The following is a 14,634-nucleotide window of genomic DNA, read 5'->3' as shown; positions in this document are numbered from 1 at the left end:
CCTCTCCCTGAAGGGAGAGGGGACTGTTCGGAGTGGGGCGGGGCTATGCAGTCAGCCGGTCAGCCCCGTCCTGGCATCACTCGCATTTCGGGCCTGGGGTCCAGGGTTGGGTGGGCTCGTCGGTCAGGCGGCTTTCGTAGGCCGGGTTGCCCAGTACCTTCAGGTATTCCACCAGCGCCCAGCGTTCGTCCGGGCTCAGGGCGCGGCCGATGGCGCCGTCCTTGCGGCAGCCGTCGCGGAATTCGTGGCCGCGGTTGCTGTTGCCGGTGACGCTGGTCTTGTACAGGAAGCCGCCGGGGAAGCGTTCGGTGCGGTAGCCGACGAATTTCGGGTCGAAGTCGAAGGTGCCGACGTAGAACTGGGTATCCCGCTCGGCCACCGGCGAGAGCAGCTGGAACAGGCTGGGCACCGAGCCGTTGTGCAGGAACGGCGGGGTGGCCCACACGCCGTCCAGCGGGCGGGCCTTGTAGGCGGCCAGCTCGCGCACGCCGATCTCCAGGCCGTAGCCGTTCATGCGCTTCTGCTCGTCGGGGCCGATGTTGGCGTCCTTGTAGGCGCGCTGCTCGACGTAGGCGGTGATGTAGGCCAGGCCCTTGGCGGCGGACAGCCTGGACAGGTCCAGCGGCTGGCTGGGCAGCGGCATCAGCACCACGTTGAGCTTGTCCAGTTCGTCGAGCTGCCATTTCAGCGGCGTCAGGTCGTAGGTGTGGGTGGCGATGTTGTCCGCGGTGGTCGGGTCGGTGCCGATCACCGGGGTGGGGATCATGGTCATCTTCCATTCCGGATCGCGCGCGGGGGCCAGGCGCTGGTCCGGCTCCACCACGTGGGGGCCGTGGCAGCGCTGGCAGTTCTCGCGGAACAGCGCGCGGCCCTGGGAGGCGCGCTTGAGGTCGATGGCGCCGAACACCTCTTCCGGCCAGGCCGGCGGCTTGAGGGTCTTGAGGCCTTCTTCCAGGTCGTGGAGGTCCTTCACCCGCACGCTGGAGGCATAGCGCGCGTCGCCCAGCACCGGCTGGCCGTCGGCGTCGAGCAGGCCGAGGGTGGCGCCCACCCCCAGGGCCTCGCCGATGTTGCGGGCCATGGGCTGCATGGCCGAGCCGTTCCACTGCACCCAGTCGAATTTCCAGATGTCCCACAGCTGCGGGTAGTTCACCGGGGCGTTGGCCACGCGGTAGTTGTCGACGCTGATGTGGTCGCCGAACACGCCGTTGGCGATGCGCCCGAAGGCGTCGGCGCGGCCGGGGCCTTCCTCGGTGGGGTAGAGGCGCCGGCGGGTGTCGTTCCAGGCGGTGCCCAGCAGGGTGCCGAGCACGTCCTTGAAGCCCGCGCGCAGTTCGGCCCTGGCCTGCTTGTCGGGGTTCTGGCCCAGCACGTCCTCGGCGAAGCGGTCGAACTTCCAGGGGTTGATGTAGGTGAACAGCATGCTCATGCCCAGCGCCTGGCCGAAGGCGCCGCCGCGCACGGTGGGCACGGTGGAGGCGATGGAGTGCATGGCCGCGCCGCCGTCGATGCGCACAGCCTGGCCGTTGTAGCGCAGCTCGCCGGTGTGGCAGGCGGAGCAGGTGATGTCGAGGTACTCGGGGCCGTTGTCGCCGTTGCGGTGGCGGGCGAAGCCCACCGGCAGGTTGCCGGGGTTGTTCGGGTCGAGCTTGCGCTCCTTGGCCGGCTTGAGCTGCTCGGGGGCGATCAGGAAGCCGTAGCGGGCGAGGTTGGCCGGGTCGGCGAACTTCTCGTCGGAGAAGGGTTGGCGCAGCTGGACGAACCAGTCGTAGAGCAGGCCTTTCACCTGGGTGCCCTGGGGCGTGTAGTAGTAGTGCTCGCGGGCCTGCTGGTCCCATTGCGGCAGCAGGTTGAGCTTGTCGGGTGCGGTGTACTGCGGCACGTTGGGGTGGGCGACGTACCAGAGCAGCACGCCACCCACGAGCAGGAGCAGCAGGACGACAGCGAGTATGATCCGTCCGATGATGCGCATCGCAACTTCCTTGTTCTGGGGGCCCGGGGCCATCGTTATGCCAATACCGGCGCCGCTTGGCAAGGTGATGGCGCACGATGAACAGGGTTTTTGTCCGCCCGGCCGCTTGCGCCGTGGTGGTCGCAGGCGCGGCCCATGTGCGGTTCGCCCGCCGTTTTGAAAGGGACATCACCGCAGGTGATGTCGAAAAGGTGTGTCTTGAGTTCCGATCATTCCCTCGACGACGAATCAGTGGCCGCACGGGTGTCGCGGCATTTTCGCGTGGCCCTGGGCGAGCGCGGCTACAGCGCCGACGCCTCGCAGCAGGCCGCCATCGACCACCTGGCCGACTGGCTGGACGGCTTCCTCGGCGGCCGCCGCTCCTGGCTGCGCAAGCCGCCCGCGGGCGTCTACCTGTGGGGCAGCGTGGGCCGCGGCAAGAGCTTCGTGATGGACTGCTTCTATGCCGCGGCACCCTTGCAGGCCAAGCGCCGCGTGCATTTCCACGCCTTCCTGCAGGAGCTGCAGAAACGCATGATGGCCTTCACCGGCCAGGCCGACCCGCTGGCCCGGGCGGCCCGGGAGATCGCCGCGCAGACGCGGCTGCTGTGCTTCGACGAGTTCCACGTGCACGACATCGGCGACGCCATGCTGCTCGGGCGCATGCTCAAGGTGCTGGTGGAGGAGGGCGTGGGCATGGTCTGCACCTCCAACTACCAGCCCGAGGGCCTGTGCCCCAACCCGCTGTACCGCGAGCGCTTCCGCCCGGCCATCGAGCTGATCGAGAAACGTTTCGACGTGGTGCCGCTGGACGGCGGCGAGGACTACCGCCTGCGCGCCACGCCCCTGGAGAACTGGGGCAGCTACCTGTGGCCGGCGCGCGCCGACGACCTGGCGCTGATCGGCGCGCGCCTGGGCCTGGATGACGCGGCGCAGTTCGACCAGGTGCTGGACGTCAACCACCACCCGCTGCGCATCCACGCCCTGGAGGAAGGCCGCGCCTGGCTCGACTTCAGCGAGCTGTTCGAACGCCCGCGCTCGGCGGCCGACTACCTGTGGCTGATCGAGCATTTCCCGCGCATGGCGGTCAGCGGCCTGGGCCCGCTGGGCGACTACCCGCCGGACGTGAGCATGCGCTTCCTCAACTTCATCGACATCGCCTACGACCGCCAACTGCGCCTGCAGCTGTTCGCCAGTGTGTCGCTGGACCGCCTGGCCGAGGGCGGCGCGGCGGTGGATTTCGCGCGGACCTTGAGCCGGTTGCGGCAGTTGAAGTTGGAGCCGTTATAGGGGGGCCGGGCCCAGCTCCGGAGGGGCGGGTGTGCGTGGTGTATCGGCGTACAACCGCGAACGGTTGTACGCCCTACGCACAGGTCGGCCATGGCGTGGGGCGAATGGCGGGTTATCCGCTGATACAGGTTTGGGCGATTATCGCCCAATTCCATTTGCGATTATCGCCCGACGCTTCGATAATCGGCCAAACCCTCCGCCAGCAGGACAGCGCCATGACCGACGAAAATTCCGCCAGCTCGGGCACCCTGGCCCCGCCCATCGTCGCTTCGCCGGCCAAGCGCATCGAGGCCTTCACCGGCGACCCTAACTTCATGACCTCGCTGGCCCGCGGCCTGGCGGTGATCCATGCGTTCCAGGAGCGCAAGCGCCACCTGACCATCGCCCAGGTCAGCCACCGCACCGAGATTCCCCGCGCCGCCGTGCGCCGCTGCCTGCACACGCTGATGAAGCTGGGCTACGTGACCACCGACGGGCGCACCTATTCGCTGCTGCCCAAGGTGCTGACCCTGGGCCACGCCTACCTGTCCTCGACGCCGCTGGCGGTCACCGCGCAGCCGATCCTCGACCGCGTCAGCGAGCAGCTGCGCGAGGCCTGTTCCATGGCCACCCTGGAGGGCGACGAGATCCTCTACATCGCCCGCTCGGCCACGCCGCAGCGGCTGATCTCGGTGGACCTCAGCGTGGGCAGCCGGCTGCCGGCCTACTGCACGTCCATGGGCCGCATCCTCCTGGCCGGGCTCGACGACCAGGCCCTGGAGGACTACCTGGCCCACGCCGACCTGCAGGTGAAGACCAGCCGCACCGTGTGCACCCCCGAGGGCCTGCGCGCGAGCATCGCCGAGATCCGCCGGCAGGGCTGGGTGATCATCGACCAGGAGCTGGAGATGGGCCTGCGCTCGGTGGCGGTGCCGCTGAAGGACTCCGCCGGCCAGGTGCTGGCGGCGCTGAACGTCGGCACCCACGTCGGCCGGGTGTCGCGCCAGGAACTGGAGACGCGCTTCCTGCCGGTGCTGCTGGAGGCCAGCCGGGAGCTGAGCACGCGGCTGTTCCACTGAGCATCAGGGATGTGGTCGATAATCGCCCGCAATGGCGATTATCGAATTGAAGCTCTGACAGGCAATTCGTACTGTGGGCCGTCCGCCCGCAAGGGCGCCGAATAACAACAATGAGTGACAGCCACCGGTCCATGCCTCGGTGGCGGCCTCATTCCTGTCCGCCTGCAGGAATCGCCGCATGACCCGTTCCGCCACCCTGCCGTCCACCGGCACCCTGGACGTCCAGTCCTTCATCAATGCCCAGCCGCTGTCGGCGTACCAGTACCGCATCGTGCTGCTGTGCTTCCTCATCGTCTTCCTCGACGGCCTCGACACCGCGGCCATGGGCTTCATCGCCCCGGCGCTGACCCAGGACTGGGGCATCGACCGCGCCAGCCTCGGCCCGGTGATGAGCGCCGCGCTGATCGGCATGGTCTTCGGCGCCCTCGGCTCCGGCCCGCTGGCCGACCGCTTCGGGCGCAAGGTGGTGCTGGTGGCGGCAGTGTTCCTGTTCGGCCTGTTCAGCGTGCTCTGCGCCTTCAGCGCCAACCTCGACCAGTTGCTGGTGCTGCGCCTGCTCACCGGCGTCGGCCTGGGCGCGGCCATGCCCAACGCCACCACGCTGCTCGCCGAGTACACCCCCGAACGCCTCAAGTCGCTGCTGGTCACCAGCATGTTCTGCGGCTTCAACCTGGGCATGGCCGGCGGCGGCTTCATTTCCGCCAAGCTGATCCCGGCCTTCGGCTGGCACAGCCTGCTGCTGCTCGGCGGCGTGCTGCCGCTGGTGCTGGCCCTGGTACTGCTGCTGTGGCTGCCGGAGTCGGCGCGCTTCCTGGTGGTGCGCAACCGCGGCGACGCGCGCGTGCGCAAGGCGCTGGCGCCGATAGCCCCGGCGGAGGTGGCCATGGCCGGCGGCTTCAGCGTGCCGGAGCAGGGCAGCGCGCCCAGCGGCAACGTGCTCAAGGTGGTGTTCGCCGGCCGCTACAGCGCCGGCACCCTGCTGCTGTGGCTGACCTACTTCATGGGCCTGGTGATCGTCTACCTGCTCACCAGCTGGCTGCCCACCCTGATGCGCGACAGCGGCGCCAGCCTGGAGCAGGCCGCCTTCATCGGCGCGCTGTTCCAGCTCGGCGGGGTGCTCAGCTCGGTGGCGGTGGGCTGGGCCATGGACCGTTTCAACCCGCACAAGGTGATCGGCCTCTTCTACTGCCTGGCCGGCGTCTTCGCCTACTGCGTGGGCCAGAGCCTGGGCACCCTCGGCCTGCTGGCGACGCTGGTGCTGGCCGCGGGCATGTGCGTGAACGGCGCGCAGTCGGCCATGCCCTCGCTGGCGGCACGCTTCTACCCGACCCAGGGGCGCGCCACCGGGGTGTCCTGGATGCTCGGCATCGGCCGCTTCGGCGCCATCCTCGGCGCCTGGATCGGCGCCACCCTGCTGGGCCTGGGCTGGAACTTCGAACAAGTGCTCACCGCCCTGGTGGTACCGGCCGCCATCGCCGGCACCGCGGTGGTGATCAAGGGCCTGGTCAGCCACGCGGACGCTACCTGAAACCGTAGGGCGAATAACCGTTCGCGGTTATCCGCCGTTGGCCGTGCTACCGGAGCGTCCGGAGTGGCAGATGAGTCCAATCGCGGACGGAGCCCTATATCACCGGCTGGCAGCGCTTTTGTAGGAGCGAGCTTGCTCGCGAACAAATAGGGTGCCATGCGGTTCGCGAGCAAGCTCGTTCCTACGAAGAACCGGCCCTCTTTCCTCCCCCCTCAATGACAACGGACCAGCGGTCGCCCACCGCCTGCGAGCGGTAGCGAATGTATCGCCCCTGAAAAATTAAGGACACATGCCGCCGCTAACGCCGGCCCGACAATAGGCCCATCGCATCCCGGCCCCGGCCGGGGTTTCATGCAACTGTCGTTCGAGCGGTTCGGGCCATGAGTGTTTCTGTCCACCCGCGCAGGCTGGTGCCCATGGAGGGGGCCGGAGGTCAGCGCGCTTTTACCCTGATCGAGCTGATGGTGGTGGTCGCCCTGGTGGCGATCTTCGCCAGCATCGCCGTGCCGGCCTTCGGCTCGCTGATCGAGTCCAGCCGGGTGAAGTCTTCCGCCTCGGCGCTCTACCGCCTGTTCCAGGGCGCCCGCGCCGACGCCGTGAGCACGCGCACCGCCATGAGCCTGTGCCAGAACGGCAGCGCCTACGAGTGGCTGCTGGTGCGCGCCGGCAGCTGCGCCTCGCTCGACGCCAGCCTGGTGGCGCAGCGCCTGAGCCTGCCCAGCAGCATCGGCGTGACCAGCAGCGTCAGCGGCCTGACCTTCCGTGCCGACGGCAGCGCCGCGGTGGCCAGCCTGAGCCTCAGCGGCAGCAAGAGCGGCAGCAGCTACAGCATCAAGGTCGCCGCTTCCGGCTACATGAGCCTGGGCTCGGGGAGCAGCCAATGAAACGTGACCTGGCCGGCTTCAGCCTGATCGAAGTGCTGGTGGCCTTGCTGGTGATCTGCGTCGGCGTGCTGGGCATGCTCGCCATGCAGGGCAGGGCGATCGCCTATTCCCAGGACATGGCGGTGCGCGGCACGGCGGCGGCGCTGGCCGACGAGCTGATGGAAACCATCCGCACCGACCTCTATTCCGCCCAGGATGGCGGCACGCCGCTGACGCCGCCGGCCAGCTCCGACTACTACAAGGCCAGCGGCAGCGCCTTCCCCGCGGCGCCGGCCAGCTGTGCCTCGCTGGCCGCGCTGAGCGCCTCGCAACGCCTGGGCTGCTGGGCGCAGCGGGTGCGCCAGGCGCTGCCCGACGCCGCCAGCCTGATGAGCAGCGATTTCCACGTATGCCGCAGCAATGGCGCCAGCACTTGCAGCGGCAGCGGATCGGCCATCGAGATCCAGCTGGCCTGGCGGGTGAAGTCCGGCGAGTGCCTGGACGCGAATGCCGGCAGCGACCCGACCATCTGCCACTACGTGCTGCGCGAGGAGCCCTGAATGCCCGCCCATCCCCGCCGCCAGGCCGGCCTCTCGCTGGTCGAGCTGATGGTGGCCATGACCCTCGGCCTGTTCCTGGTGCTGGGCGTCACCCAGATGTACCTCGACGGCAGCACCCGCACCCGCTACTTCGCCGGCCAGTCCGAGAACCTGGACAACGCCCGCTACCTGCAGCGGGTGCTGGACGCGCGCCTATCCCGGGCCGGCTACCGGCGCCAGCCGTCGACGCGCATGAGCACCGCCTTCCCGGCGCAGAGCAAGAACGGCTGCAGCTTCGCCGCCGGCCAGGCGCTGGTGCGGGTGGATGCCAACACCCTGTGCCTGCGCTACCAGCCGCGCGACGCCGACGACATCGACTGTACCGGCGCCTCCCTGGGCAGCCTGCCGGGGTTGACCACGCCCTACGCGACCTTCAGCCCGAGCAACGACGTGGTGGAGAAGATCGGCCTCGCCAATGGCCAGCTCAGCTGCAACGGCAGCGTGCTGGCCGACAACGTGGCGGCGGTGCACTTCGACTACGGCGTGGACACCGGCACCGACGAGAACGCCCGCCAGGTCGCCAAGTACGTCGCCAGCCCGACCAGCGCCCAGACCGTGCGCAGCCTGCGCTACACGCTGCTGCTGGCCAGCAGCGGCAGCAACCTGACCGGCGGCATGAGCACCACCAGCTGCACCGACTGGGCGACCCTCAGCGGCGGCAGCGCCTGCACCGACGGCGACGGCACCCTGCGGCGCATCGTCAGCGGCAGCAGCATGTTGAGGAACCTGATGCCATGAGGAGTACCCCGATGCACGGGCGCCAGCGCGGCGCCGTGCTGTTCGTCGCCCTGGTAATGCTGCTGGTGCTGACCCTGCTGGCGGTCGGCGGCATGCGCGAGATGCAGCTGGAAGGGCGGATGACCGGCAACCGCCTGGAGCTGCAGCGGCTGACCAGCGCGGCCGAATCGGCCCTGCGCGAAGGCGAGGGCAGGGTGAGCGAGAGCAGCCGCGCGCTGGAGGCCTGTTCGTCGTCCCGCCCCTGCTACACCGGCCTGGCCAGCAGCTATGCCGTGGACTTCTCCAGCGCCACGGCCTACACCGGGCTGGACGGCGCCACTAGCCTGCCGCGCAACGCGCGCTGGTACCTGCGCTACATCGGCAACAGCTGCAAGGGCGGCTCCGGCGGCAGCGCCAACGCCTACCTGTCCAAGGGCCAGGCCGGCTGCACCTACTACTACGAAGTCAACGCCCAGGCCTACAAGGACAGCGCCAGCACCGGCTGCGCCGCGAACACCCTGTGCCTGCGCTCCAGCACCGCGCTGGTGATCCCATGAGGCCCGCGAGGAGGCTCCCCACCATGAAACCGCTGCGCGCGCTGGCGCTGCTTCTGCTGTCCTGCCTGCTGTGCGCCGGCGCCCGGGCCTCGGTGCTGGCGCAGACGCCGCTGTTCGTCAGCAACATCGCTCCGCCGATGAACATGCTGGTGGTCGGCCGCGACCAGAAGCTCTACTTCCCGGCCTACAACGACGCCTCGGACATCGACGGCGACGGCCAGCTGGACATCTACTACAAGCCGAGCATCGACTACACCGGCTACTTCGACTCGTATAAGTGCTACAGCTACGACAGCAGCAACAACGTCTTCGTCCCGAAGAGCGTCACCAGCACCAAGAAGTGCAGCAGCCAGTGGAGCGGCGACTTCCTCAACTACCTGACCATGTCGCGCCTGGACGTGCTGCGCAAGGTGCTCTACGGCGGCTACCGCTCCACCGACAGCGCCACCGCCACGGTGCTGGAGCGCGCCTTCATCCCCAACGACGCGCACAGCTGGGGCAAGGAATACAAGAGCGTCGCCCGCGACGGCTACAACATCGCCGACTACGCGCCGCTGAGCGTCCCGGACAGCGGCAAGTACATCCTCTTCGCCAACACCTCGCGGCCGGCCAGCGGCACGTCCACGCTCACCGGCTACAGCAGCAGTGCCGTGCCCAAGCTGCGGGTGATCAGCAACACCAGCTACCGCATCTGGAACTGGGTCTCGCGGGAGGACCCGCAGGCCACCAACACCATTTCCTCCAGCACCAGCGTCACCCCCAGCCCGGACATGACGGTACGCGTGCAGGCCTGTGTCAGTGGCCTGCTGGAGAGCAACTGCGTGCAGTACGGCAGCGTCTACAAGCCCACCGGGGTGCTGCACGACTATGGTGCCTCGAACAAGATGTACTTCGGCCTGATGACCGGCACCTACACCAACAACCTGCGTGGCGGCGTGCTGCGCAAGGCGCCGGCCAGCTTCGGCGACGAATACACTGCCAGCACCGGGCGCTTCCTCACCGACTCCACCAGCGGCACCGGCTGCCTGAACTCGCGCTGCTACGTGAACAACAGCGGCATCGTCGCCAACCTCGACCGCCTGGTGTACTACCAGCGCTGCAGCAGCGGCACCCTGCTCAACCCGCTGACCAACGGCAGCTGCCCGGACTGGGGCAACCCGCTGGGCGAGATGGCCTACGAGGCCCTGCGCTACTACGCCGGCAAGGCGCTCAACGGCAACTACGCCGCCGGCACCATCGACACCGGCCTCGGGCTGTCCAGCGTATCCACCTGGAGCAACCCCTACTCGACCTATCCGTCGTGCACCCGGCCGTTCATGACGCTGATGAGCGACATCAACCCCAGCTACGACTCGGACGTGCCCGGCAGCACCCTGGGCAGCGACGTCAAGCCCACCGACGACATCGGCTTCGACTTCGCCAGCATCGGCGCCACCCTGTGGAGCAAGGAGGTGGGCGCCAGCGCCAAGGTCAACATCGGCGAATCCTCCGGCACCACCAACGACTCGGCGCCCACCGCCAAGTCCGCCAGCAGCTTCGCCAGCATCCGCGGCCTGGCCGAGGAGCCGACGCGCCAGGGCAGCTACAGCACCGCCGCGGTGAGCTACTTCGGCAGCCAGACGGTGCTGACCAGCGCCGGCTCGAACAAGGTGCAGAGCTTCTCCATCGCGCTGTCCTCGACCCTGCCCAACATCAGGATCACCACCAGCAAGGGCAGCCTCAAGCTGGTGCCCTTCAGCATGGACGTGACCCAGGGCGTGGTCAGCCAGATCACCGGCTTCTACATCGACACCCTGACCAAGGACAGCAGCGGCAACATCAGCACCATCACCTTCCGCGTGGTCTACGACGATTCGGCCCAGGGCAGCGACTACGACATGGACGCCATCGTGCTCTACACGGTGACGGCCAACAGCGACGGTACCGTGTCGGTCACTTCCAAGACCGAATATTCGGTGGCGTCCTACGAGTCGCACATGGGCTACACCATGTCCGGCACCACCAAGGACGGCGTCTACCTGGAGGTCACCGGCGGCGGCAGCGGGACCACGCGCTACAAGCTCGACACCCCGGACGGCAAGTACCCTGGCGACTGCTCGGCGACCAACGCCAACTGCAGCTACCTGCCGGGCCTGGCGAACAACAGCGCGAGCATCAGCGGGCGTTCCGACTCGCACACCCGCACCTTCACGCCCTCCACCTCCACCGCCGTCACCACCCTGCAGGACCCCCTGTGGTACGCCGCCAAGTACGGCAAGAGCGACCTCAGCACCTGGGATACCGACGGCGACGGCACCCCGGACAACTACTTCCTGGTGAGCAACCCGAGCAAGCTGGCCAGCCAGCTGAAGTCGGCCTTCGACGACATCCTCCAGCTCAACACCTCGGTCACCGCGGTGGCGGTGGACTCGCAGTCGCTGGACGACGGCGACTACGTCTACAGCACCAACTTCAGCTCCAGCGACTGGACCGGCGACCTGATCAAGAAGCAGAAGGTCAAGACCACCTCCAGCAGCGGCGCCACCAGCACGACCACCACCACCCTGTGGAAGGCCTCGGCGCAACTGCCCAGCAGCCGCAACATCTACTTCGCCAAGAACGGCAGCCTGACCTCGTTCACCTGGGCCAACCTCAGCACCGCCCAGCAGACCGCGCTCAACCGCACCGCCGCCGGTGTGGTCGACAGCAAAGGCTCCACCCGCGTGGACTTCCTGCGCGGCAGCAACACCAGCTTCCGCAGCCGCTCCTCGCTGCTCGGCGACATCGTCAACTCCTCGCCGGTGCTGGTCAGCGGCGCCGACTACATCACCGCGCGGGCCGATGCCCTGGAGGGCAGCACCAGCTACGCCACCTACGCCAGTGGCCAGGCCTCCAAGCCGTCGGCGGTCTACGTCGGCGCCAACGACGGCATGCTGCATGCCTTCAACGCCAGCACCGGGGCCGAGCTGTTCGCCTTCATCCCCAGCGCGGTGATCGCCAACCTGAACATCCTCACCGCCAGTGACTACGGCCAGGACGAAGGCACCGAGCACCGCTACTTCGTCGACGGCACCCCGGTGGTGGCCGACGTCTACTACGGCTCGGCCTGGCACAAGGTGCTGGTCGGCAGCCTCGGCGCCGGCGGCCGCGAGGTGTTCGCCCTGGACATCACCGACCCGGCCTCGCCGAGCCTGCTCTGGGAGTTCACCAGCGACAGCGACTCCAGCCTCGGCTACACCGCCGCCAAGCCCAGCATCGCCCGCCTGCACGACGGCAAGTGGGTGGCCCTGGTGCCCAACGGCTACGAGAGCGGCAGCAACAGCGCCTCGCTGCTGATCATCGACATCCAGAGCGGCACCCTGCTGAAAAAGATCACTGCTACCCCCAGCCTGACCACCACCGACACTGGCGCGATCGACAGCCTGGCCAACGGCCTGTCGCGGCTCTACGTGGCCGACGTGAACAGCGACGGCATCGCCGACTACGCCTACGCCGGCGACCTGCTGGGCGACCTCTGGCGCTTCGACCTGATCGACACCAGCGCCAGCAGCCCGCTCACCGCCAGCGCCGCCGACGCCAAGTTCGCCGTGGCCTTCGGCGGCAACCCGCTGTACGTGGCGCGCAACGCCAGCAACGTGCGCCAGCCGATCACCGCGGCGCCGAGCCTGGTCGAGCACCCCAGCGGCACCGGCTACATCGTGGCCTTCGGCACTGGCCGCTACCTGACCACCTCGGACAAGACCGCCACCGCCACCCAGAGCATCTACGGCATCTGGGACCGCAAGACCGCCGGCGAGGCCACCAGCGCCTCGCTGACCGCGGCCAAGACGCGCAGCGACCTGCAACAGCAGACGCTGACCGCCGGCACCACCGACGGCACCACCACCTATACCCTGAGCGACAGCGACGTCGCCTGGTACGACAGCAGCGGCGACACCGCCGACGCCAACGTCGACACCTGGGGCTGGTACTTCGACTTCCCGCGCACTGGCGAGCGGCTGATCTACGACATGACGCTGTACGGTTCCAGCCTGATCTTCGCCAGCTCCACGCCGCAGACCGGCACCTGCGCCGCGGGGTTGTCCGGCACCGTCTACGCGGTGGACCCGGAGAGCGGCGGCAAGACCGACTACAACGTCTTCGACCTGAACAGCGACGGCATTTACGAGTCGATGTCCGGCTTCGTCACCGACGGCGGCGACATCACGCTGTCCGGTGGCTACACCTGGGGCGGTGGGGACGTCTACCTCCCCGATGGCGTACCCACCAATACCGGCACTGTCAGCGGCCGGCGCAGCTGGCAGGTGCTGCCGAGCGATTCCAACTGATGGGGCGAACGATGAAACCCGTACAACGAAGCCGCGGCTTCACCCTGATAGAAATGATGATCGTCGTGGTCATCCTGGCGATACTCGCGGCCATCGCACTGCCCAGCTACCAGAAGTACGTGCTGCGCAGCCACCGCGCCGAAGGCCAGGCGCTGCTGAGCGAGGCGGCGGCGCGGCAGGAGCGCTACTTCGCGCAGAACAACACCTACGCCAGCACCAGCACCGCGCTGAACCTGGCCAGCTACCTGGCGGGCGTGCAGTACTACAGCCTGGCCATCTCCAACGTCACGGCCTCGACCTACACCCTGACCGCCACGGCCACCGGCAGCCAGGCCAGGGACAGCGAATGCCTGACGCTCACCCTCGACCAGGCCGGCACCCGCGGCGCCAGCGGCACCGGCACGGCCAGCACCTGCTGGCAATGAGCCAGGGCGAAAGCGTGCGATAGGCGAACACTCCGCCACAGGTCGAATTGCGCCGCCGGCCATCCCACCTTAGGGTGGCCGGACGGTATGCGGGCCAGCCGTCCCCGGATCGGGGTGGCCGCGCGACCGTCCGTCCTCTGCCGGGCCCTGCCGTCCCGGCCACGGCATAGACTGGACGGGCACGAGCCGCGACGAAGAGCGCGGACGACCACAACAAGAGTGAGTGCCTGTATGCAGAACCTGCTGAGCGAGCGCAGCCGGATCTTCGAACGCGCCGACCCCTACGCGGTGTCCGGCTACGTCAACCAGCACGTCGGCAACCACGCCCTGCGCATGCCCGCCAACGGCCGCCCCGAAGCCAGCCTCAACCACCGCAAGTTCGCCAGCCTCGACCTCTGCCGCATCAGCTACGGCGCCGCGGTGCGCGTCACCTCGCCGGCGCTGGAGACCATCTACCACCTGCAGGTGCTGCTGCACGGCCACTGCCTGTGGCGCGGCCAGGGCCGGGAACACTACCTGGAGCCCGGCGAGCTGTTGCTGATCAACCCGGACGACCCGGTCGACCTGACCTACTCGGACGACTGCGAGAAATTCATCATCAAGATCCCCACCGCGGTGCTCGAAGGCGTCTGCGCCGAACAGCGCTGGGCCCACCCGCGCCAGGGCCCGCGCTTCACCGAGAGCCGCTACCGCCTGGGCGAGCTGGAAGGCTTCGTCAACCTGCTGGGCATGGTCTGCATGGAAGCCGAGGCCGGCGAGCGCCTGCCGCGCATCGAGGAGCACTACCAGCAGATCGTCGCCAGCAAGCTGCTGACCCTGCTGCAGACCAACGTCAGCCGCGAATGCCTGGCCGCGCCCATGGCCTCGTTCGAGCGCATCGACGACTACATCGAGCGCAACCTCAAGCAGGACATCGACATCGAGGAACTGGCCCGCCAGGCCAAGATGAGCCTGCGCTCGCTCTACGCCCTGTTCGAACGCCACGCCAGCAGCACCCCGCGCCAGTACATCCGCCAGCGCAAGCTCGAACGCATCCGCGCAAGCCTCGCCGACCCCAGCTGCAACGTGCGCAACGTCACCGAGCTGGCGCTGGACTACGGCTTCCTGCACCTGGGGCGCTTCTCCGAGAGCTACCGCCAGCAGTTCGGCGAGCTGCCCTCGGAAACCTTCAAGCGCCGCGGCTGATACCGGGCACCATTCGCGGTTATCCGCCGTTGGCCGTGCCACCAGGGCGTCCGGCGTGGCCGGTGAATCCAATCGCGGACGGAGTCCGCTCCTACGACCGAGCCATGCCATTCCCCTGTAGGAGCGCGCCCTGCGCGCGAATCGCGGGCAGGGC

11 protein-coding genes are annotated in these 14,634 nt (G+C 68.4%); 10 read left to right on the top strand and 1 reads right to left on the bottom strand.

Going from position 1 to position 14,634, the window contains the following annotated elements; genetic code table 11:
- Window positions 1-76: 76 nt before the first annotated feature.
- Window positions 77-1,972: a cytochrome c gene (locus DK254_RS15880; RefSeq protein ID WP_109934529.1), complete on the bottom strand. Its 1,896-nt coding sequence runs from the start codon at window positions 1,970-1,972 to the stop codon at window positions 77-79.
- A gap of 198 nt (window positions 1,973-2,170) precedes the next feature.
- On the opposite strand from DK254_RS15880, the gene zapE reads away from it, so the two are divergent.
- From zapE to DK254_RS15830, 10 genes are all read left to right on the top strand, one after another.
- Window positions 2,171-3,241, top strand: a complete 1,071-nt coding sequence (gene zapE / locus DK254_RS15875; protein WP_109934528.1) for a cell division protein ZapE — start codon at window positions 2,171-2,173, stop codon at window positions 3,239-3,241.
- A gap of 215 nt (window positions 3,242-3,456) precedes the next feature.
- Complete coding sequence (locus DK254_RS15870) at window positions 3,457-4,299, top strand: IclR family transcriptional regulator (protein WP_089390349.1); 843 nt, start codon at window positions 3,457-3,459, stop codon at window positions 4,297-4,299.
- Window positions 4,300-4,477: 178 nt separating this feature from the next.
- Window positions 4,478-5,827 (top strand): MFS transporter, encoded by a 1,350-nt coding sequence (locus DK254_RS15865; RefSeq protein WP_109934527.1) that lies wholly within the window; start codon window positions 4,478-4,480, stop codon window positions 5,825-5,827.
- Window positions 5,828-6,207: 380 nt separating this feature from the next.
- Window positions 6,208-6,711, top strand: a complete 504-nt coding sequence (locus DK254_RS15860) for a Tfp pilus assembly protein FimT/FimU (protein ID WP_109934526.1) — start codon at window positions 6,208-6,210, stop codon at window positions 6,709-6,711.
- Complete coding sequence (gene pilV / locus DK254_RS15855) at window positions 6,708-7,250, top strand: type IV pilus modification protein PilV (RefSeq protein ID WP_109934525.1); 543 nt, start codon at window positions 6,708-6,710, stop codon at window positions 7,248-7,250. Before DK254_RS15860 ends, pilV begins: the two co-directional genes overlap by 4 nt.
- Window positions 7,251-8,027: a PilW family protein gene (locus DK254_RS15850; protein WP_109934524.1), complete on the top strand. Its 777-nt coding sequence runs from the start codon at window positions 7,251-7,253 to the stop codon at window positions 8,025-8,027.
- Window positions 8,024-8,563 (top strand): PilX N-terminal domain-containing pilus assembly protein, encoded by a 540-nt coding sequence (locus DK254_RS15845; protein WP_109934523.1) that lies wholly within the window; start codon window positions 8,024-8,026, stop codon window positions 8,561-8,563. The genes DK254_RS15850 and DK254_RS15845 overlap by 4 nt, the downstream gene beginning before the upstream one ends.
- Before the next feature lie 23 nt (window positions 8,564-8,586).
- Window positions 8,587-12,870 (top strand): pilus assembly protein, encoded by a 4,284-nt coding sequence (locus tag DK254_RS15840; protein ID WP_109934522.1) that lies wholly within the window; start codon window positions 8,587-8,589, stop codon window positions 12,868-12,870.
- Between the two features lie 11 nt (window positions 12,871-12,881).
- A complete protein-coding gene (locus tag DK254_RS15835; RefSeq protein WP_109934521.1) occupies window positions 12,882-13,295 on the top strand; it encodes a type IV pilin protein in 414 nt (137 codons plus the stop codon).
- Between the two features lie 231 nt (window positions 13,296-13,526).
- Window positions 13,527-14,480, top strand: a complete 954-nt coding sequence (locus tag DK254_RS15830; protein ID WP_109934520.1) for an AraC family transcriptional regulator — start codon at window positions 13,527-13,529, stop codon at window positions 14,478-14,480.
- Window positions 14,481-14,634 lie beyond the last annotated feature (154 nt).

Source organism: Pseudomonas sp. RW407, from assembly GCF_003176655.1.
Classification (GTDB): Bacteria; Pseudomonadota; Gammaproteobacteria; order Pseudomonadales; family Pseudomonadaceae; genus Pseudomonas; species Pseudomonas delhiensis.
The sequence above is the reverse complement of the archived record's forward strand: the minus strand, read 5'-3'. Positions and strand labels throughout refer to the sequence as shown.